This window comes from Arthrobacter sp. ISL-65 (assembly GCF_018613795.1).
Taxonomy (GTDB): Bacteria; Actinomycetota; Actinomycetes; order Actinomycetales; family Micrococcaceae; genus Arthrobacter.
In genome coordinates, this window is record NZ_JAGGPN010000038.1 from 90,719 (window position 1) to 110,648 (window position 19,930).

General features: G+C 64.9%; 14 protein-coding genes. 3 read left to right on the plus strand and 11 right to left on the minus strand.

What is annotated here, in order from left to right; all coding sequences use genetic code 11:
- Positions 1-31: 31 nt before the first annotated feature.
- Genes J7I85_RS16215 through J7I85_RS16225 form a run of 3 tightly spaced genes read right to left on the minus strand, consistent with a single transcriptional unit; the run spans position 32 to position 6,913 of the window.
- The gene (locus J7I85_RS16215; RefSeq protein WP_214853917.1) at positions 32-4,885 is read right to left on the minus strand and encodes an NAD-glutamate dehydrogenase; all 4,854 of its coding nucleotides are present in this window, start codon (positions 4,883-4,885) and stop codon (positions 32-34) included.
- A gap of 58 nt (positions 4,886-4,943) precedes the next feature.
- A complete protein-coding gene (locus tag J7I85_RS16220) occupies positions 4,944-6,272 on the minus strand; it encodes a chromosome partitioning protein (RefSeq protein WP_214853550.1) in 1,329 nt (442 codons plus the stop codon).
- The gene (locus J7I85_RS16225) at positions 6,269-6,913 is read right to left on the minus strand and encodes an SAF domain-containing protein (RefSeq protein ID WP_214853552.1); all 645 of its coding nucleotides are present in this window, start codon (positions 6,911-6,913) and stop codon (positions 6,269-6,271) included. Before J7I85_RS16225 ends, J7I85_RS16220 begins: the two co-directional genes overlap by 4 nt.
- A 153-nt stretch (positions 6,914-7,066) precedes the next feature.
- Here J7I85_RS16225 and J7I85_RS16230 point away from each other — a divergent pair, with 153 nt between their 5' ends.
- Positions 7,067-7,282 carry a helix-turn-helix domain-containing protein gene (locus J7I85_RS16230; RefSeq protein ID WP_214853920.1) on the plus strand — a complete coding sequence of 72 codons (216 nt, stop codon included), beginning with the start codon at positions 7,067-7,069 and terminating at the stop codon, positions 7,280-7,282.
- A 47-nt stretch (positions 7,283-7,329) separates the two neighbouring features.
- On the opposite strand, the gene J7I85_RS16235 is transcribed toward J7I85_RS16230, so the two are convergent.
- On the minus strand, positions 7,330-7,899 hold the full coding sequence (locus tag J7I85_RS16235; protein ID WP_214853555.1) for a hypothetical protein: 570 nt from the start codon (positions 7,897-7,899) through the stop codon (positions 7,330-7,332).
- Between the two features lie 157 nt (positions 7,900-8,056).
- On the opposite strand from J7I85_RS16235, the gene J7I85_RS16240 reads away from it, so the two are divergent.
- Together J7I85_RS16240 and J7I85_RS16245 are read left to right on the plus strand one after the other, a co-directional pair.
- A complete protein-coding gene (locus J7I85_RS16240; RefSeq protein WP_214853557.1) occupies positions 8,057-8,851 on the plus strand; it encodes a LysM peptidoglycan-binding domain-containing protein in 795 nt (264 codons plus the stop codon).
- Positions 8,852-8,945: 94 nt separating this feature from the next.
- Positions 8,946-9,374 (plus strand): Rv3235 family protein, encoded by a 429-nt coding sequence (locus tag J7I85_RS16245; protein WP_251024426.1) that lies wholly within the window; start codon positions 8,946-8,948, stop codon positions 9,372-9,374.
- A gap of 57 nt (positions 9,375-9,431) precedes the next feature.
- On the opposite strand, the gene secA is transcribed toward J7I85_RS16245, so the two are convergent.
- From secA to mtrA, 7 genes are all read right to left on the minus strand, one after another.
- A complete protein-coding gene (gene secA, locus J7I85_RS16250; protein WP_214853560.1) occupies positions 9,432-12,164 on the minus strand; it encodes a preprotein translocase subunit SecA in 2,733 nt (910 codons plus the stop codon).
- Between the two features lie 84 nt (positions 12,165-12,248).
- Positions 12,249-13,463, minus strand: coding sequence for a winged helix-turn-helix domain-containing protein (locus J7I85_RS16255; protein ID WP_214853563.1), 1,215 nt, complete (start codon positions 13,461-13,463; stop codon positions 12,249-12,251).
- A 29-nt stretch (positions 13,464-13,492) separates the two neighbouring features.
- Entirely contained in the window at positions 13,493-14,218 is a 726-nt protein-coding gene (gene hpf, locus J7I85_RS16260; protein WP_214853566.1) for a ribosome hibernation-promoting factor, HPF/YfiA family, read from the minus strand.
- Positions 14,219-14,401: 183 nt separating this feature from the next.
- Complete coding sequence (locus J7I85_RS16265) at positions 14,402-15,316, minus strand: ComF family protein (RefSeq protein ID WP_214853569.1); 915 nt, start codon at positions 15,314-15,316, stop codon at positions 14,402-14,404.
- A gap of 90 nt (positions 15,317-15,406) precedes the next feature.
- The gene (locus J7I85_RS16270) at positions 15,407-17,125 is read right to left on the minus strand and encodes an LpqB family beta-propeller domain-containing protein (protein ID WP_308159524.1); all 1,719 of its coding nucleotides are present in this window, start codon (positions 17,123-17,125) and stop codon (positions 15,407-15,409) included.
- Positions 17,122-18,996 (minus strand): MtrAB system histidine kinase MtrB, encoded by a 1,875-nt coding sequence (gene mtrB / locus J7I85_RS16275; RefSeq protein WP_251024453.1) that lies wholly within the window; start codon positions 18,994-18,996, stop codon positions 17,122-17,124. The genes J7I85_RS16270 and mtrB overlap by 4 nt, the downstream gene beginning before the upstream one ends.
- A 157-nt stretch (positions 18,997-19,153) precedes the next feature.
- The gene (gene mtrA / locus J7I85_RS16280; protein ID WP_003804986.1) at positions 19,154-19,828 is read right to left on the minus strand and encodes an MtrAB system response regulator MtrA; all 675 of its coding nucleotides are present in this window, start codon (positions 19,826-19,828) and stop codon (positions 19,154-19,156) included.
- Positions 19,829-19,930: the final 102 nt, after the last annotated feature.

Sequence of the window (19,930 nt, forward strand, 5' to 3'; positions counted from 1 at the left end):
ACCTCCAGTTTTTCGACGGCGGGACCTTGTCCTAGCGTCGGACGATTGACCTCAAGAGCCTCAATGCTACCGAGAGCGAGGCCATGTCGTCCGCTTCGAGGGCGTTGACCTCATCGAACATGCTCTTCGCCCGGCCCAAATGTTCCGCGTTCAGCTGCTCCCAGGCCTTGAGCCTGTCCTCGGCCGGTGACCCTTCGTCGGTCGAGTCCAGGACCGCCGTCGTCATGTCTGAGACGGTCGAGTAGAGGTCATCGCGCAGAGCGGCACGGGCCAGGGCCTGCCAGCGGTCCGCCCGGGGCAGGGAACTGATCCGCTCCAGCAGGGAGTCCACGTGGAACCGGTTGAACACCGTGTAGTAGACGTTGGCGATGTCCTCCACCGGCTCCTTTCGGCTGTGCGCGATTTTTGCGATGTCAAGCAGGACAAAGCTCTCGAACAGCTCTGCCCAGCGGTGGCCCAGGTCCTCGGGCACGCCCCACGACCGCGCCTTCTCGAGCCAGGAGGCAACGCGCTCGCGGTCGTCACCGCGCAGGTAGTCCAGCAGCCGGGCCCGCATGGGTTCCATCGGCGGCTGGAACTCGGCGACGATGTCGGCGATGGGCCGCGAAGCGCTGCCCTGGGCAAGGACCCAGCGCACCGAACGGTCCAGCAGCCGCCGGACATCGAGGTGCACGGTGCTCCAGTGCTCAGTGGGGAACGAAGCAGGCAGGTCGTTGAGCTCGGACACCATGACGTCGAGCTCGTAGATTTCCCGCAGTGCCACGAACGCCTTGGCCACAGCCACCTCGCTCGCCGAGGTCTCCTCCATGGTCCGGAAGGCAAAGGTGATGCCGCCCAGGTTGATCATGTCGTTGGCCACGACCGTTGCGATGATTTCCCGGCGCAGCGGATGGGTGTCCAGTTCGGCGTCGAATTTCTCCCGGAGCTGGACCGGGAAGTACTGCCGGAGCGTCGCGCGGAACCACGGGTCGTCTGCCAGGTCGCTGTCGCGCAGGGCCGTCGCCAGTTCGATCTTGGCGTAGGCGGCCAGCACGGACAGTTCGGGTGAGGTAAGGCCCTGCCCCTGCTCCAGCCGTTCGCGCAGGACAGCGGTGGACGGCAGTGCCTCCAGGTCCCGGTTCAGGTCCGCCGTCTTCTCCAGCCAGTCCATCAGCCGCTCGTAGCTCGGGCTCCATTCCGCGACCTTCTGGCGGTCGTTCAGCAGCAGGATGTTCTGGTCGATGTTGTCTTCCAGGACCAGCCGCCCCACTTCGTCGGTCATCGCCGCGAGGAACTCCGAGCGCTCGGCGGCGTCGAGCTTGCCGGCAGCCACCATCCGGTCCACGAAGATCTTGATGTTGACCTCGTGGTCAGAGCAGTCGACGCCGGCGGAGTTGTCGATGGCATCGGTGTTCAGGATGACGCCCTGCAGCGCCGCTTCGATACGGCCCCGCTGCGTCATGCCGAGGTTTCCGCCCTCGCCCACAACTTTGACCCGAAGATCGCGGCCATCCACCCGGATGGCATCGTTGGACTTGTCACCCACCATGGCGTGCGTCTCGGAACTGGCCTTCACATAGGTGCCGATGCCGCCGTTGTAAAGCAGGTCCGCGGGTGCGAGCAGGATGGCGCGCAGGAGTTCGGGCGGGCTGAGCTGCGTCGTGTCCTCAGGCAAGCCCAACGCGGACCGGACCTGAGTCGAGACCGGAATCGACTTGGCCTGCCGCGGGTAGACCCCGCCGCCTTCGCTGATCAGGCTCTTGTCGTAGTCGTCCCACGACGACCGGGGCAGCTCGAACAGCCGCTGCCGTTCCGTGTAGGAGCTCGCCTCGTCCGGGTTCGGATCGAGGAAAATGTGCCGGTGGTCGAACGCCGCGAGCAGCCGGATGTGCTTGGACAGGAGCATTCCGTTGCCGAAGACGTCCCCGGACATGTCGCCGACGCCGACCACGGTGAAGGGCTCGGACTGCGTGTCCAGGTCCAGCTCGCTGAAGTGCCGCTTGACCGACTCCCAGGCACCCCGGGCGGTGATGCCCATGGCCTTGTGGTCATATCCCACCGAACCGCCGGAGGCGAAGGCGTCGCCCAGCCAGAATCCGTAGTCCGCGGCCAGTCCGTTCGCAATGTCAGAGAAGGATGCCGTGCCCTTGTCTGCTGCGACCACCAGGTAGGAGTCGTCGCCGTCGTGCCGTACAACGTTCGACGGCGGGACGAGCCGTTCGCCGTCGGCTTCCGTAACGAGGTTGTCCGTGATGTCCAGCAGTCCGCGGATAAACGTCTTGTAGCTTTCGACGCCCTCCGCCATCCAGGCCGACCTGTCCTTGGCGGGATCCGGCAGCCGCTTGGCAAAGAACCCGCCCTTTGCGCCCGTTGGAACGATCACGGCATTCTTGACCGTCTGCGCCTTGACCAGACCCAGGATCTCCGTCCGGAAGTCTTCCCGCCGGTCCGACCAGCGGAGGCCGCCGCGGGCCACCTTGCCGAAGCGCAGGTGAACGCCCTCGACCCGGGGAGAGTAAACCCAGATTTCAAACATGGGCCGCGGGAAGGGCAGCCCCTCAATGGCTGAAGGGTTGAGCTTGAAGCTCAGGTGCGGTTTGTCCTGGTAAAAGTTGGTGCGCAGGGTTGATTCGATCAGGTTCGTGAACGTCCGGACCACGCGGTCGGCGTCCAGCGTGGCGACGTCGTCGATCGACGCCGCCAGCCGGGCGCGGACGGCCGCCTGCTTCTGCGCCCGCTCGGCCTCGGGAAGCTCGGGGTCGAAGCGTGCCTCGAACAGGGCAATGAGTCCGAGGGTGACCTCCGGATTGGCCAGCAGGGTATCGGCCATGAACTCAAACGAGTTGGTGTTTCCCATTTGCCGCATGTACTTGGCGTAGGCTCGCAGCACGATGACCTGCCGCCACGTCATACCCTCGCGAAGCACCAGCCGGTCAAAACTGTCGGATTCGACAGCGCCGGAAACCGCCGCCCCGAAGGAATCCGCCAGCAGCCGGCCCGTGGACACCGGATCCACCCCAGTTGGGTACTTCAGTCCGAGGTCGTAAAGGAAGAAGTCCCGGCGGTCGGCAGTCTCGATCTCGAACGGCCGCTCGTCGAGCACCTCCAGCCCTAGGTTGTGGAAATAGGGAAGGATCTGGCTCAGGCTCTTCGGCTCCAGCATGTACAGCTTGACCCTGGCATCCTCCTCGAGAGTGGCACCGGCTCCTTCCGGAAGATAGACATGGACACCCGGCCGTTCCTGCCGGGCGCCAACAGTTCGCTCGGCCGCGGCCCCGTACTGTTCAAACCGGGCGATGTCCTCGAGGGCATCTTCGATTTCGTAGTCGACGCGGTAGCCCGCCGGGAAAGCCTCGGCCCAGATGGCCGCCAGTTCATTGGCGCCGTCGTCGGCGCTCCGCTCGCGGAGTACCTCGGCGATCCCTTCACTCCAGGACCGGGCAGCCCGGACGAGCCGCTTTTCCAGCGCGTCGGTGTTGACGTGGCTGACGTCCGCGCCCTTGGGCAGGCGGATGCGGAAGAACAGACGGGCGAGGGCCGATTCCGTCATCCGCGCCTCGTAGTCAATGGATTCGGCATGGAAGGTCTCGCGAAGTTCCTGCTCGATCCGCAGCCGCACATTGGTGGTGTAGCGGTCGCGGGGGAGATAGACGACGGCGGACATGAACCGGCCGTAGATATCCGGCCGGAGGAAGAGCCGTGTCCGGCGCCGTTCCTGCAGCCGCTGGATCCCCTTTGCCGTAGCGGCAAGGTCGGGAACTTCGATTTGGAAGAGCTCGTCCCGGGGGTACGTTTCCAGGATGCCCAGCAGGTCCTTGCCGGAGTGCGAGTCCGGCGGGAAACCGGCGCCGCGCAGCACGGCGTCGACCTTTTCCCGGACAATCGGGATGTTGCGCACCGAGTCGGTGTACGCACTGGTGGCAAACAGTCCGATGAAACGCTGTTCGCCGTTGACGTTGCCCGCGGCATCGAAGCTTTTCACGCCGATGTAGTCCAGGTATGCAGGCCGGTGCACCGTCGAGCGGGAATTGGCTTTGGTGACGACCAGGGCACGCTTTTCCCGGGCCTTGCGCCTGCCCGCGTCGGTCAGATGCTGCACCTGACGGGTGTCGTGGTGCGCCCGCAGCAGGCCGAGGCCGCTGTCCTCGCGCAGCTCCAGGACATCCTCGCCCTCTTCGTTGACCAGGTCATATTCGCGGTAGCCGAGGAACGTGAAGTTGCCCTCATCGAGCCAGCGGAGCAAGTCCTGGGCCTGGCGCAGCTCAGCGATCTGAGCCGGGTGCGCCACCTTGTCCAGGTGCTGGGCGATCTGTATTGCCTTGTTGCGCATTTTCGGCCAGTCTTCGACGGCGGCCCTAACGTCTCCGAGGACGCGTTCCAGCCCTTCCTGCAACTGCTCAGCGGCTTCGTCACTGGCTCGGCCGATCTCGACGGCAATCCAGGATTCCATGTGGGACGCGTTATCGCCCTGGGCAATCAGGTGGGACAGGACGGGCAGCGCTGCGGTGTCGCCGCTGGAGATGCCGATGCTGGACGGGACCCTGTCCACCTTGACGAGTTCGTTGGTTTCGCGGTTGCGCGTGACCACGAACATGGGGTGCTGCACAAGGTGGATGGCCGAATTTTGCCGTACCAGCTCAGCGTTGACTGAATCCACCAGGAAAGGCATGTCGTCGGTGACGATGTATACAACGCTGTGGTCGCCCTCCGGAACGATCGAGATGTTGGCGCTCCCCGGCCGGCGTTCAAAACCCACTGCGCGGTGGGTCTCAGCCCGCGCTGTCAGCAGCTCGTGCGGGTAAGCGCGCGCGTCCTCCTCCGCCAGATGCTCGTAGTAGTCCGCAAAGAAGCCTTCTTCGGCTCCGATTGGACGGGACTGATCCTCCACGCTGGACCCAGACGACATCGACACACGCCTCCATCACACAGTTTGCAGCTGCTTCCTTGCAGCCCTCACCGTGAGCCTAGCCCGTCAGACTGCGCCTTGCTGTGGAGGAAAACACAGAGGATCGGCGTTTTTGCTGGGCAGGTGCACAAACTAATTCCGCGATCGCCGACCGAAGTCGGGAGTCCGGAGCCGATTCCAGCAATAACGACCCGGATAGCAACGCCGCGTCTGTAGCGCCAGGGTCCCATGGAAGGAAGGCTTTTATGCTCACCGACGGGCCGAACCGGTCCCACGCGTCGCGGAGCTGACGTTCCGGTGAACGGCCCACAGCCGAGGCCCGCACCTTGTTGAGCACCACCTCGGGGCAGATCCCCGGCACGGAACCTTCCAGTTCCGCCAGCCCCCTGACCAGGCGGGGAACACCGACCGGATCCGCGGAACCGACCGCGATCACGGTATCGGCCACCTCAAGGCTCCTGAGCGTCGCGGCGTTGCGTCGCGGTGCCATGGTGTCAAAGCTCAGCTCCTCGTCGGCCTCAAGGCAGAAACCGGCGTCGACCACGATGAAGTCGGCCACTTCCCGTGCCCGGTCCAAGACAAGCGCCAGCGCGGCCGCCCGCAGCTCGGTCCAGCGGTCGGCTCGGGTAATTCCGGTCAGAACCCGAAAAGTCCCGGCCGTGGCAGTAACCGGTACGGCGACGCGGAGCAGTGCCTCCCGGTCCAGGAGGCCCTGGTCGGCCAGCCGGCAGGCCTGCGCCAGACCCGCCGCTTCGTCCAGGAGCCCGAGGACGCTGGCGACGCTGGCCCCGTAGCTGTCGGCGTCGACCAGCAGGACGGACTTGCCTTCCGCAGCCAGCTCCCCCGCGATGTTGACGGCCACCAGGGTTCTGCCGGGTGCACCGGCCGGCCCCCACACCGCCAGGACCCTGCCGGTTCCGACAAGAGCCGGCTCCGATTCGGCGACGGCAGCCTCCGGGCGCAGGGCCGCACCGGCATCCGCGAATCCCGTGCTGTAACCGGGACCGGCGCCGGGAGTCAGCCCTGCCGGGCTCGAGCCTGCATGCCTGCTGACGGCGTCGGCAATGCTCTCCGCCAGTGCTGTGGATTCAACGGTCGAGGGCGCCGCCGTGACTCCGATGCCACGGAGCCTCAACCGCTCCTCAGGGCTGTCGGTCAGAGCAATGATCACTACGCCTACTGCGGCGAGCCTGTCCGCCAGCGAGGCAGTCAGGTCCCGACTTCCCTCGGCAACAACAGCCGCCCGGGCCAGCCCGCTCTGGCAGGCAGCCAGCAGTTCTGCGATCTCCGCGCAGCGCCGGACTACTGTGACGGGACCGTGGAGCCGCTCCAGTCCGCCCACCAGATCTTCCTGCGACTCACCGACGGTGACAACCGGAATGCTCACTTGGCGGCCCCGCCGGGATTCCACACCACGGAGATCTTGGCCTCGTTCGCCTGCGCGCCGAGGAGGGAGGCCATCTGCTCATCCCCCACCAGGACCATCAGAACCGTGGATTTCGAAGCGCCAAGGGCGGTGGATCCTTGTGAGACCTCCCCGATTTCCGCGCCCGGGAGCAGCAGCTTCGGTTCGGCAAAACCGTTCCGGGCGTCAGGCATGGAGACCCAGACGTCAACCCGGGTACCCGCTACTGCCTGCTCCGGCAAGGCCTCCTGAACCGTGACGGCCACGGGTTTCCGGTCCAGAGCGTCGACACTGCCCAGGCTTTCACGGGGAACCAACTGGTCCTTGGCAATCCGCTGGACGGCCACCTGGCCTTCGGGAACGCCTGAGGCCGCTGTGACGTAGTGCGCTTCAATGTCGCCCAGGCGCACCTTGACCCGGCTGATGTTGTCAGGAGTGAGTTTCTGACCGACTGCGATTGCCTCACGGGCGGCAAACACCTCTGTGGTCCGGTCCGCGCTGCCGACGAGCGCAACGACTCCGACAACAGAGGCGAGGACAAGGAGCACGCCCACCAGAAGCCTCGGATCCTTCCAGGAAGGCTTCTTCAGCCGGGCTCCGGTGGCCGCCGTGCTTGCACTCATGCGTACTGCTCCCCCTTGACGCCTGGGCGCTTCAATCGCGCCGGTCATGATTATTGTTACGGCATGCCTGCTCAATCGGAAAGGTATTCGGGCAAACAACATCAAACTGTGGATAACGGCATCACCCGCGCCCAGCGGTGGCACAATTGGACTATGCCCCGATTCCTTACGCTTGCAGATGTGGCCGAGCAGCTTCAGATCAATGCGCCGGCAGCGTATGCCCTGGTCCGCAGCGGCGAACTGAAGGCAATCCAGGTGGGTGGCCGCGGCCAGTGGCGGGTCGAGGAAAAGATGCTTGAGCAGTACATCGAAGGGCGTTATGCCGAGGCAAGCCGCATGATTCAAGAGGCCAAGTCCAAGTCGGTTTGAGCACGGGCGGCTTCCGGGCCGGACGCTGGATTCCCTGCCAGAAGCGGTCAGAGTTCCCCTCCGCGCCGTGAGCGGAGCGCGCCCAGCGCCCGAAACGGGACCGTAGCCACATCGGCCACCCGGCCAGCCCTGCGCGCTTCTCCTGGCAGCGTCATGGCGAGGTCAAAAAAGTCCCGCCCCACCCTGTCAATCACACCCGAGAGCTGCACATCCGGTGACCGGCCCGCCATCAGGACGGTAAGTTCAGCCCTGTCCCGCGCCAGCCCCCGCAGCGCGCTGGCAAGGCCCAGTTTCCGGCGCACGGGGGATGCCTCGCCCACCGCGAACCGCCCGAGTCCGGTGTAGTGGCCCACGGCGGCGTACGGAACAAGCACCTGGTGCGCCGCCTCGTCGATGACCAGGCTTTCCGATCCGGCATGGCTGAGGGTGCCGACAAGGACCGGTCCCGAGCTCAGATGGATGCCAATGCGGCATCCCAGGGATCCCCGCAGCCTGTCATCGAGCGCGATGGCAGCCGTGTCTGCCCGGGATCGCTCGGCAATCTCGGACTCCAGGCCCAGGACCCCGGCCTCGGCAAGCTGCAGCTCAAGATCCTGAAAGAGTGCATTCCATCGCATGGCGACAGCGTAGGCGCGCCCGCGAGGGCGGTCAATTAATCCACAAACTTTCCTATCTCCATAGACAACAGAGATACAGCTGCCGCAAACTTGCTCCATCGGGATCAAACACATCAAAGTTGATCAAACTGCATCAAATGCACTAGTGGGGGATGTCATGGCGGCAGAGGTACAGCGCCCGGTGGGGGCAGAAGCCGCCCTGGCGGTCGTCATCCTAGGGCTTGGAGTCTTTCTGGCTTTCACTGGCGCTCGGATCGTTGACCATTGGTGGCAGTCCGCTGCACGCCAGCAGGCTTTGCAGTTCGACGACCTGATTGGCCTGCTGGCCCTCGCCGCCGGGCTGACAGTCATCGCCTGGTGGCTGCTGTCCTTGGCTACGGCCTTTGCGTCCGCACTCCTGGACCGGACCGGGCACCATACCGCCGCCCGCGCCACGGGGCGGTTCACCCCCGTTTTCATGCGCAGGCTGGCGATGGCCGCGGTGGGCGTGCAGCTTCTCGGCGCACCGCTCGCCCATGCGGATACCTTGCCCGCCGGAGCCCTTTCCTCGAACAACGGGTCGTCCCTGTCCGCAGCATGGGCGCCCCTGGCTGACGGGCGGCCGGGCGTACCCGTCGGCCGCTCCGCGGGCTCCGGCCTCACCGAAAGATCCGTCTTGGAAGGCAGCGAACTCCAGCCCCAATGGAAGCCGCGCGCCCCCGTTGTGGAACCCGGCCTCGTCACCTCATTGCCCGCCAGGGCAACGGCTGAGCGGGCCAGTGCCCGCCGCGAGGTAACCGTACGGGCCGGAGAATCACTGTGGACCATCGCCGCGCGCGAACTGGGGCCCGGTGCTTCCGAGCTGGATATAGCAGCCCGCTGGCCGCTCTGGTACCAGACCAACCGGAATGTCATCGGAGCCGATCCCAACGTCATTCTCCCGGGCCAGCTCCTCAGCCCTCCGCCGCCGTAAGCGGCGTTGGCATGCGTTCCTTTCGCGCCACCGATCCCGCGGCCGCCGCCCCTCTCGCGGCCTTCCCAAGCCAGCCTCTACCGAAGGACCGATCATGACTGCAGTAACTCCGATACGGCGTGCAGGAAACGCTGTTCTTGAGCCCGTACCGGCTGCACAAGCCGGCCCCGGAGACGAGGCGCGCGAAATTTGCGCCATCACCAGGGCAACAGTCCAGGCCGCCATTGAAGTCCTGGCGGGAACAAGGCCAATCCACCAGCTGGCACGGCGGCTGGATCAGCGCTGCCTCTCCGCGCTCCAGCACCGGGCGGCCCTCACCCGGCGGGTGACTGCCCGGGCTCCCCGGAAAATGGGGCTGCTCCACCGCAACGCGTCAGTCCGCTCGGTCCGCGCATGCGAGGTGACACCGGACGTGTACGAGGCCAGCGCCGTGGTGATCGATGAACTGCGAGTCCGGGCAGTCGCCCTCCGGCTGGAACGCAGCAAGAACGTCTGGCGCGTCACTGCACTGGAGATTGGCTGACGCCAAAAGGAAGGGACCGGAGCTCCTGCTCCGGTCCCTTCCTGTCATATCCTCTGGCTAGCGCTTTTTCTTCTTCCCGTCGCGCCGGTCCTGGGAAGCGGCCTTGGCGGGGTTGCCCGAGCGGCCGGCAGCCCGGCCCTCGATCCGGGTCTCGGCTCCGCCGTCCTCCCGGGGCGCGGTGTACTGGAGCTGGGCGGGCTTCTCCGGCGCTTCAAGACCGGCGGCGCGGATTTGCGGCTCGTGGTGTTCGGTATGGCCGCCGGCGGCATCGGCAACCACGACGTCCTCGGCCGGGGTGACTTCCACTTCGAGGTTGAAGAGGAAGCCGACGCTCTCCTCCCGGATGGCTTCCATCATGGACTGGAACATCGTGAAACCTTCACGCTGGTATTCCACCAGCGGATCACGCTGGGCCATGGCACGCAGGCCGATGCCCTCCTTGAGGTAGTCCATCTCGTACAGGTGTTCCTGCCACTTCCGCCCGATGACGGAGAGCACAACACGCCGCTCGAGTTCACGCATGCTCTCGGAGCCGATGGCTTCCTCGCGTGCCTGATACACCAGCTTGGCATCAGACATGATTTCTTCCTTCAGGAACTCCACGGTGATGCGCGACTTGCCGCCTGCCTCGTCGATGACATCGTGCGGCGTCACGGTGACGGGGTAAAGCGTCTTAAGGTTGGTCCAGAGCTGGTCGAAGTCCCAGTCGTCGCCGTTGCCCTCGGCGGTTGCTTCGTCGATCAGTGCGTTGATGGTGTCTTCCAGGAAGAACTGCACTTTTTCGTGGAGGTCATCGCCTTCCAGGATCCGGCGGCGGTCGCCGTAGATGGCTTCGCGCTGGCGGTTGAGGACGTCGTCGTACTTGAGGACGTTCTTGCGCTGTTCGGCGTTCCGGCCTTCAACCTGCCCCTGGGCCGAAGCGATGGCACGCGAAACCAGCTTGGATTCCAGCGCCACGTCGTCGGGCACGGAGCTGTTCATCAGCCGCTCTGCTGCACCCGAGTTAAACAGGCGCATGAGGTCGTCGGTCAGCGACAGGTAGAAGCGGGACTCGCCGGGGTCGCCCTGGCGTCCCGAGCGGCCGCGGAGCTGGTTGTCGATCCGGCGGGATTCGTGGCGCTCAGTTCCCAGCACATACAGGCCACCCAGTCCCAGGACTTCCTCGTGCTCGTCCTTGACGGCCTTCTTCGACGCCTCCAGCGCACCGGGCCAGGCTGCCTCGTACTCGTCGGAGTTTTCTTCCGGGTCAAGGCCCCGCTGGGCGAGTTCGGCGATGGCGGTGAACTCGGCGTTGCCGCCCAGCATGATGTCCGTGCCGCGGCCGGCCATGTTGGTGGCAACGGTGACCGCGCCCTTGCGTCCCGCCTGGGCCACGATCGCAGCTTCACGGGCGTGGTTCTTGGCGTTGAGAACCTCGTGCCGGATGCCTTCCTTCGCCAGCAGGCGCGAGAGGTACTCGCTCTTTTCGACGCTGGTGGTGCCCACCAGGACCGGCTGGCCATTCTCGTGGCGTTCGGCGATGTCCCGGACGACGGCCTCGAACTTGACGGCTTCGTTCTTGTACACCAGATCGGACTGGTCGATCCGCTGCATGTCGCGGTTCGTGGGGATGGCCACCACCCCGAGCTTGTACGTGCCCATGAATTCGGCGGCTTCGGTTTCGGCCGTGCCGGTCATGCCGGAGAGCTTGTCGTACATGCGGAAGTAGTTCTGCAGCGTCACCGTTGCGAGGGTCTGGTTCTCCGCCTTGATTTCGACGCCCTCTTTGGCCTCGATCGCCTGGTGCATGCCCTCGTTGTAGCGGCGGCCGGCCAGAATACGGCCGGTGTGCTCGTCAACGATGAGGACCTCGCCGTCGAGGATGACGTAGTCTTTGTCCCGCTTGAACAACTCCTTGGCCTTGATGGCGTTGTTGAGGAAGCCGATCAGGGGCGTGTTGGCGGATTCGTAGAGGTTCTGGATGCCGAGGTAGTCCTCAACCTTTTCGATGCCGCTTTCGAGCACGCCGACGGTGCGCTTCTTCTCGTCGACTTCGTAGTCCTTCTCCGGCTGCAGGCGCAGGACAACCTTGGCGAACTCGCTGTACCAGCGGTTGGTGTCACCCTGGGCCGGGCCGGAAATGATCAGCGGCGTACGGGCCTCGTCGATAAGGATCGAGTCGACTTCATCGACGACCGCAAAGTTGTGGCCGCGCTGCACCAGTTCGGACTTGTCCCAGGCCATGTTGTCGCGGAGGTAGTCGAAGCCGAATTCGTTGTTGGTGCCGTAGGTGATGTCGGCAGCGTACTGCTCGCGGCGGACGGACGGGTCCTGGTTCGCGAGGATGCAGCCGCTGGTGAGCCCCAGGAAGCGGTAGACACGGCCCATGAGTTCGGACTGGTAGTCCGCCAGGTAGTCGTTCACGGTGACAACGTGCACGCCATTTCCGGTAAGGGCGTTGAGGTAGGCCGGAGCAGTGGCCACCAGCGTCTTGCCTTCACCGGTCTTCATTTCTGCAATGTTGCCCAAGTGCAGGGCAGCGCCACCCATGAGCTGGACATCGAAGTGCCGCATGCCGAGCGTCCGGGAGGACGCCTCACGGACGGCGGCGAAGGCTTCCGGCAGGAGGTCATCGAGCTTCTCGCCATCCTGGTGGCGCGCCCGGAGCCGGTCTGTTTCTTCACGCAGTTCCGCATCGGTGAAGGTTTGGAACGAATCTTCGAGGGCGTTAATGGAATCAGCATAGTTCCGCAGTTGCCTCAGGAGCTTTTTGTCACCTGTGCGGAGAATTTTTTCGATTAGTGATGCCACGTAAAGTTGCTCCCAGTCTCATGCTGCCGAATTCTGGCGTGATTTAGTCTACGGGAGAGACACACGGCACGTTGTCCTGTTCCCTCACAGCGGATAGCCGTTAATGGCAGCCGCTACCGCGGGGGCAAGGTCCCCCACCGGCGAGACGGCTACGCCGTCCAGTCCTAGCCAACGAGCCATCAGGTGCAGTTCGGCAGCGAGTTCGACGGCGGTGTCCGCCGGAGCGTCCGGCTCACCGAAGCACGCCTTGGCAAGCAATAGCCCCGCTGCCCGGTCTGCCTTAAGGTCCACCCTGGCCACAATGCGGTCGCGGAGCAGGAATGGGAGCACGTAATAGCCAAAGCGGCGTTTTGCCACCGGGGTGTAAATCTCGATCCGGTAGTGAAAATCGAAGAGCTCTTCAAGCCTGCGCCGTTCAAACACCAGCGAATCGAACGGGCTGAGCAGCGCCCTGCCGGCTGCCTGGCGCGGCAGCCGGGCCTGGGCGTGGCGGTACACCTTCCGATCCCAGCCTGCCACTGTCACCGGTTCCAGGCGTCCGGCATCAACAAGTCGCTGGACAGAGGCCGCGGCTGCCTTCACCGGGGTCCTGAAGTAGTCCGCGAAACACCGTACGGTCCCGATACCGTGCGCCTGCGCCGCCGCATCGATGAGCCTGTCCATGGCGGCCGAGGGGTCAGGTACCGCTTCGAGGTCTCGCCCGGGCAGAACCTGCCGGGTCAGGGCATACTGCCGTTCGAACTGGTCCGACCTTGACGCCGACGAGACGACCCCCTCTTCAAACAAGTGCTCCAGCACGCGCTTGACGGCGTTCCAGTTCCAGCCCCAGTTGACTTGCTTACGGTCCTCAACGTGCCCGAGCCTGGCAGTGAGTTCGGCGGCCGTCATGGGACTGCCGTCGGCGAGCGCGGCCAGGATCCTGCCGGTCACACCGGAACGCAGCCCTGGATCCATCCCTGAAGCCCCGACCCACCTGCGGTTCTGCCACACCATCAGGTCCAGGAAGTGTTCCGGCCGGATGTAACTGGCTTCGTGCGCCCAGTACTCCATCATCCGCCGCGGGTGCCTGCCTGCCATTTGCTGGAGGATGGAGCGGTCATAGTCACCGAGCCTGGAAAAGAACGGGAGGAAGTGGCTCCGGGCCAGAACGTTGACGGAATCGATCTGTACGAGGTGAATCCGGGCAAAGGTCCGGCCCACCGCCCGTGAGGTCACGGGGCCGGCGGGCCGTCCTTTGTCCAGTCCCTGGGCTGCCAGTGCGATCCGCCGGGCCTGCGAGAGGCTCAGCGATGCACCCATGTCAGCCCTTTCGTTGCCTGGGCACCATCTTAGGCAGTTGCGGCCGCATCATCCGAGCGGTACGCAATGATTTTCTCTTCATGCGTGTTCTCGCCGGGCTCGCAGTAATGGTCCAGGGTGATAACCCCGTACGTCCATCCGCGGCGCCGGTACACAACCGATGGCGCGTTCGTGGCCTTGTCCACGAAAAGGTAAAAATCGTGACCGATGAGTTCCATATTGTCCACGGCGTCGTCAAGGGTAAGGGACGCGGCCGGGAACACTTTGCGGCGAATCAGAACCGGCGAGTCGCCGGCGGGGATGTCGTTGTCGACGTCGTACGGCGATTTCTCAGCCGGTTTCGGAGCAGCCTGAGTGTTGTTGCTCGCTTCGACGTAGATTGGCTGGTTGGAGCTCGCCGGCTCCAGCGTTGCAGTTGCCTCGCGTACGGCCTTGGGCGTGTGCCGCCCGTGGTGGACCTTCTTGCGGTCCTTGGCCCTGCGCAGCCGTTCAAGCAGCTTGTTGTAGGCGAGGTCGAACGCGGCGAACTTATCTGCGGCGCTTGCTTCGGCACGGATCACGGGCCCGCGGCCCAGGACTGTCACTTCAACCGTGAGCTGGTCACCGGTCTGCCGCGCATTTGTTTCCTTTGAAACCTTCGCGTCGACCCTCTGGACCTTGTCCCCAAGCGATTCGATCTTCGAGATCTTCTCGCCGGCGTATTCGCGGAATCGGTCCGAGACCGTCAGATTTCGTCCGCTGATCATGAACTCCATGGTGCCCTCCAAATGACTTCGGTGACACGACGGCGGCACTTCCGGGGGACGATCTGATTGACAGTCGAGCCCCTTTCCGAGCCGCTATCGAAAGGTACAACTGATCTTGGTACCCATATCCGACGTTAGTTCATAGCAACAAGTTATTCATCCTTTCGCAGTTTATTTTTTTCTATGTCTCAGCTACGTCCCAGGTAGTCCCCCAGGATGCCGAGACTGCGCCGGGCCAGCCACCGCATCGGGTGCGCGGGTGGCGGCAAGGACCACGGCGCCGCGCACGATTCCGCCGGCTTCGTGGATGGCCCGGGCAGCCTCCGCCAGGGTGGCGCCGGTAGTCAGGACGTCGTCGATAATGATGCACTCCCTCCCCCGCAGAGAGCGTCCGGGGGCGCCCCGCGCGGTGCGCATGGAGCCGCGGACCCTTCGGGACCTGTCTCCCCTGCCGAGTCCCTTCTGCCCTCCGGACAGGCCGTTTCCGGTCAAGCCAATTCCAGTTCCGCGGTTCCTGACCTTGCGCAGGGCGTCCCTATATTCCGGGCGGGGTCCGTGGAAGCTTTGCCTGACGCCGACCAACAGCAGATGGACGGGACTGAACCCGCGTTTCCGGTACGCGCTGCCGCTGCTTGGGACCGGAACGAGGACCATAGCGTCCGTTCCCACATAGGCTGCCGCGAGTGCGCTGGCCAGTACCTTCGACAGCACCGTCCGCAGCTGACCCTGGCCGTGGCGCTTGAAGGCCAGGATCGACTGTGAGAGCTCCTCGCGGTAGATGCCCGCCGCCACGACAGGAAGGATGACCGAGCCGTCGGTATCCATGAGCGCGGGCGCCCCGGTCTCTGCCCGGGAGGGATGACGGGTGAGCATTCGAAGCCTGCGCTCGCAGCCGGCACACAACGCCAGATCCTCTTTGCCGCAGCAGACGCATTCCACGGGCAGCGCCAGGGCCACGATGTCGGCCGCAGCGCCGGCAAGCAGGTCCCAGGCCTGCAGGAGTCGCTGCCGGTGCTCCCCCCGGTGCCGGGCATGCCACAGCGGCTGGGCCAGGTGGTCCGGATCCGCCGAAATTCTCCAGCCGTCTCGCGTCCTATGGATCCCCACGGTTCAAGGGTGCGGCAACGGCGCCAGCCCGCAAAAGGGCAAGGGGCCTCCATGTGGAAAACGCCCTCCGCGGGAAGGCCTGAGGAACGGTCAGCCGGGGAAGGACGGGTCCGTGGGTCCCCTCAGTTGCGCCGACCACCCGTTGCCGAGCCGCTGGAAGATGCCGTCCCTGGACTGGGCATAGATTTCCTCGGGACCGTTGCCTGCGCTGAGGGCAACCAGCCCCGGCCATGGGGCTAGCTTCAACGGCTGGGAGGAGGTGAGCGAGAGAAGTTCAGGGGTCACGTTGGACGTAGGCACGCCCTTCATCACCACAACCGTGGTGTCATTCACCCATGCGCCCTGGTCGGGATTTCCGCTGGACCGCAGCGTGATGGGCGCCGTCAGTTCCTTCGGCGTGCCGTCGGCACTGCGGATGATCCCCGTCATCTGCACGCGTGTCTCCCCGTTCTGTTCGGAAATGACCAGTGCCCGGACACCTTCCCTGGACACCCGGAAATCCTTCACGTTGCGGCCGGCCAGCCAGGAGGGGGTCAGCGTGACGGTCGGCACCGGTGCGCCCTGGGCCACGCCCGTGGGACGGAAGGCCGTGATTTCGGTGACGCCCTGGGCTCCGGGACCGGCGGTCCACAGCCAGTCGTGCAGGCTGAACGAGGGGTGCGTCAGCGTGCTGCGCGTGGTCAGGGCGCGCGCGGGCTGGCCGGGCACCATCGAATAGAGGGTGCTGCGGGTGCCGTTCAAAAACGCCACCGTCTGCGAGACGGGCGACTCGGCGGGCGAACGCGGTTTCAGCACCGCCACCGGCTGCATGTCGGGCAGCGGTGACACCCTGTTGTTCTCGTACCGCACCAGCTCATTGTTGCTGATGGCGATCTGGCGCGCGGGGGCGTTTCTGTTCTGGACCGGCGGAAGGACTGAACCGTTATCCTCCACGCGCACCAGGTCCTGGTTCGCCCTCAGCTCCACGTTGATGACGTCCGGCTGGCTGCGGAACGTCAGGGCCAGCTGCGTCTGCATCCTCAGTCTGTCCTCGGTGGAGGCTTCGGTCAGCTCCTTGGCCGACAGGTCAACCTGGGCTGCGCCTGAAACGACGGGCACCGACTCCCTGGCAAGTTTCATTCCGGAGGGGAACGCACTGACCACGGCGCCCTTCAGATACGGGGCGGGTCCGCCGAGCAGGGCGCTCGTCATGGCCTTCACTGTTTTCTTCTTGATGAACCAGCGCACATCCGGAACGGCATAGGTGAAGCTGGGGTCGTAGAAATAGATGGGATAGGCACCGTAGATGACCTTGAAGGTCTCCTCGGGAATGGCGGTTCCGTCCGGGATCTTGGAGATGCGCCATTCGCCGTCAACCTGCACCAGCGTCACGGGGATGTTTTCCTTGGTTCCGTCCGGCATCTGGGTGGCCACGCCGTCGGAATCCACTGAGTACGCAACGTCCAGTTCGTAGTTATAGACACCCTCGACGCCGGTCTTCACCACGCGCTCGGAGCGGAACACCAGGGTCCGCTGGTCCGGCTTCCAGGCAACGGAGGAAGCCTGGGTCAGGTACTGCCTCGCCACGGCGTAGTCGTCCTCATACCCGCTGCCGGCCAGGTAGAAGTCCTCAATGACCGCTTCGGGACTGGACCCCGTGCGCGGCGCGACGGGAAAGAATACGGGAGCGTTGGGATTTCCTGCGCTTTCGTCCGTGCTCTTCCCAACAGGCCCGGACCGCGGAATCTGGGCGCATGATGCCAGGAACAGCAGGATGATGGCCATCAGCCCTGCGGCAAGCCCGCGGGCTGCCGGGCGCGCCCGGCTCACGAACGCTCCCCCGTGCGCGCCGTCTCCGGTGTGCCCGCCGCGGCGGCCGCAGCGGGCTCGGCATTCTTGGCCGGCGAAGCGCCAGCGGCGGAGTCCCTTGCCACAGCATCGGCGTTACCTGCGGCAGCGGAGTCTTTCGGGGCAGAGTCCATGGGCGCAGGGGTGGCGCCGCGACCCAGCACAAGGACACTGCGGTCGCCGGGCCTGCCGAGCCCCACATCTGCAGGTTCAAGGGGCAGCGGCGACTTTGTGATGGTGCCGCCCTGTTTAAGCGGGAGCGTGAGCCTGAAGTTGGAGCCGACCCCGGTGTTCCCCCAGGCCTGCAGCCAGCCGTTGTGCAGTTTGGTGTCCTCGGTGGCAATGGACAGGCCCAGCCCGCTACCGCCGGTGGTGCGGGCCCGGGCGGGGTCGGCGCGCCAGAAGCGGTCGAAGACGCGGGCCGCCTCGGCGGGACTCATGCCGATTCCGTGGTCCCTGACAGTGACGGCGACGGCGTCTGCGTTGGAGGCGACGGAGATGTTGACCGCCCGGCCTTCGCCGTGTTCGAGGGCGTTCAGGATCAGGTTCCGCAGGATGCGGTCAATGCGCCGGGAGTCCATTTCCAGCACGACGCTGCCTTCCGGGGCATTCAGCTTCATCTTCGAGCCGTACTCTTCGGCGACGGGGGCCGCGCCCTCCATCACGTGCGAGATGAGCTGGACGATGTCCGTCGCCTCGGCATCGAGCATGGCCACGCCGGCGTCGAACCTGGAAATTTCCAGCAGGTCCGCCAGCAGCGACTGGAACCTCTCCACCTGGTTGTAGAGCAGTTCGGCCGACCTCTTGTTGATGGGGTCGAAGTCGTTGCGGGCGTCGTACAGCACCTCGGCGGCCATCCGGACGGTGGTCAGCGGGGTCCGGAGCTCATGGGACACGTCGGAAACGAACCGCTGCTGCATCTGGGACAGCGTGGCCAGCTGCGTGATCTGTTCCTGCAGGCTCGCGGCCATGTGGTTGAACGAGGCCCCGAGGCGTGCCACCTCGTCCTCCCCCTTTACCACCATGCGTTCCTGCAGCTGGCCTGCTGCCAGCTTTTCCGACACCGCAGCGGCGTGGCTGACGGGACTCACCACGTTGCGCGTGACGTACCAGGCGATGGCGCCGATCATGAGGATCAGCGCGGCGCCGCCGGCCCAGAGGACATTCTGGATTTCGTTCAGGGTCTGCTGTGCCGTGTTGAGGTCGTAGATCAGATAAAGCTCGTAAACGGTGCCGTTGAACGTCACCTTGTTGCCGACGGCGATGCCCGGCCGGTCTTCGGTCCCCACCGGGAACTCCGTGGACGCCCAGAACTGCTCCTTGCCGGAGTCCTGGACTGCTGCCCGGAGGTCCGGGGGGATGACGCTGATGGTCAGTTGGTCGGATGCGCGCGACTCCACCCACCGATTGCGGGGCTTGGTCTGCTCCGGCATCGCCTCAAACACGTAGCGGCGCTGGATCACCGAGCCCTTGCCCTCAACGGCGTTGAGGGTGTCGTAGACGAGAGTGATCACGCTGGACTGGTCGGTGACCTGGGCGCCGTCGAACGTGTCCTGCACCTGCTTGACGTTGTAGCGGGTCTCGGACTCCGCCTGCGTCAGCTGTTCGTGGAACAGGTTGTTGGCAATCTGGTTGGACAGGTAAGCACCGACGATCGCGAACGAACTGATGCACAGCAGCAGCGTGGTCAGGACGGTGCGAAACTGCAGCGACCTGCGCCACCGCCGCCGCAGGGAATGCAGCAAATATCGAATGCCGGGAAAAATGCGGTCAACGCCGGTGCGCACCAGGCGGCCGACCCGCAGCACAACGATGAGTGCGCGGCGCCGCCAGATCCGGGCCTGCAAAGGCAATCCCGCGAGCCCGGCGCCAAAGGCGTCGGTGTGTTCCGGGCCCGGACGTGAACCGGGTTTGCGAGAGCCGTCCCGGGCGCTCTCTTCCGCAGGAGAGTTGCCGCGGGGGCCGGATCCGGATCCCACGGGCTCCTCGGAGGGATTCTGGCCCTGAGGTTCAGGACCCTGCTTTGTAGCCGACACCACGAACCGTCATTACAACTTCCGGAGCTTCCGGATCACGTTCAATCTTGGACCGCAGTCGCTGGACATGGACATTGACCAGCCGGGTGTCAGCCGCGTGCCGGTAGCCCCAGACCTGCTCAAGAAGCAGCTCACGGGTGAATACCTGCCACGGCTTGCGTGCCAGGGCAACCAGGAGATCGAACTCGAGCGGGGTCAGTGAAATCCGCTCGTCGCCCCGGCTCACCAGGTGGCCGGCGACGTCGATGGTGATGTCCGCGATGCGCAGCGTTTCGGGCGCCTTCTGGTCACCGGGGCGCAGGCGTGCCCGCACCCGGGCAACAAGTTCCGCCGGTTTAAAGGGTTTGGGCACGTAATCGTCGGCACCCGACTCCAGTCCCCTGACCACATCGGAGGTGTCCGACTTGGCCGTCAGCATGACGATCGGCACGTCCGACTCGGAACGGATCTGACGGCATACCTCGATGCCGTCCGTACCCGGCAGCATCAGGTCGAGGAGCACGAGATCCGGCTTTGACGAGCGAAAGACGTCCAGAGCCTGTCCGCCGTCCGCGCAGAAGACGGGCTCAAAGCCGTCGTTGCGCAGGACAATGCCGATCATTTCTGCGAGCGCCTCGTCATCATCAACCACCAGAATGCGTGCCTTCATAGTTATATATTCCCTTATTGCTGTTGCTTTGTCCTATTGATGGAGTTTTCGGCGGGGCGCGTGCCGGGGTGCCGGACACGGCAGCTGGCGGTCCGCCGCAGC